General features: G+C 61.6%; 2 protein-coding genes. Both read left to right on the forward strand.

Annotated elements, in window-relative coordinates; all coding sequences use genetic code 11:
• Positions 1–336, forward strand: a 336-nt coding sequence (gene soxX / locus AC1D1X_RS23680) for a sulfur oxidation c-type cytochrome SoxX (protein ID WP_477699397.1), incomplete at its 5' end; no start/stop codon positions are given.
• A 106-nt stretch (positions 337–442) separates the two neighbouring features.
• The coding region (locus tag AC1D1X_RS23685) for a thiosulfohydrolase SoxB family protein (protein WP_477699398.1) at positions 443–1,264 on the forward strand (822 nt) is incomplete at its 3' end.

Raw genomic sequence — 1,264 nt, forward strand, 5'->3', positions numbered from 1 at the left:
GCGCAGAACGGCCGCGGCCTGACCTGGAGCGACAAGCCCGGCGAAGCCAATGGCGGCAGCTGTTACAACTGCCACCAGATCAGCAAGGCCGAGCTGTCTTTCGGCTCCATCGGCCCCAGCCTTTACAACTACGGCAAGCTGCGCGGTGTAAGCAATCCGGCGTCACCCGAGAGCAAACCCATCGTGGAGTACACCTGGGGCAAGCTGTGGAACGCCAAAGCCTACAACGCGTGTTCCGACATGCCGAGGTTCGGCCATGCCGCCATCCTGAACGAGCAGCAGATTCGTGACGTGATGGCGCTGCTGCTGGATCCGAATTCGCCTGTCAACAAGTGATTTGAGTGTTTTGTGCCGCCAGGCCAATAGTGACGAGCGCAAGCAGCTCCTGAATTGATAGCAATCTGATGCTTTGCCTGGGTAACCGGGCAGGATGACCAACGCCATGAACCTGTCCCGCCGAGAGTTTGCAAGTGTCATGGCCGCTGCGCTGGCCGCCGGTTTTCCCCTCCAGCGTGAGGCCGGCGCCGCCCAGGCTGCGGGCCTGTACGAGCTGCCGCGCACCGGCAATGTGCATCTGSTGCACATGACCGATTGCCATGCCCAGCTGCTGCCGATCTATTTCCGCGAACCCTCCGTCAATCTGGGTGTGGGGGCGATGCGCGGGCAGGCGCCGCACCTGGTGGGCGAACATCTGCTCAAGGCCGCCAGCCTGAAGTCGGGTACGCCCGAGGCGCATGCGTTGACCTTCCTGAACTTTGAGCGGGCCGCGCGCCAGTACGGCAAGGTGGGCGGCTTTGCACATCTTGCAACGCTGGTAAAGCAACTGAAGGCTGGCCGGCCGGGTGCCTTACTGCTCGACGGCGGTGACACCTGGCAGGGCAGCGCCACGGCGCTCTGGACACAGGGCCAGGACATGGTGGATGCAGCCAGGCTGCTGGGCGTGGATGTGATGACGGGCCATTGGGACTTCACCTATGGCGAAGAGCGCATCAAAAAAATCGTCGAGCAGGACTTTGCCGGCAAGATTGACTTTATCGCGCAAAACGTCAAAACCAGCGACTTCGGCGACCCGGTGTTCAAGCCCTACGTCATCAAGGAAATGAATGGCGTGCCTGTTGCCATCGTCGGCCAGGCTTTTCCCTACACACCGATCGCCAATCCTGGCTGGCTCACGCCGAACTGGACTTTCGGCATCCGCGAAAGCGAGATGCAGGAAACGGTGAATGAGGCGCGTGCCAAAGGAGCGCAAGCCGTGGTGCTGCTC

This window comes from Polaromonas sp. P1_G4, assembly GCF_056405475.1.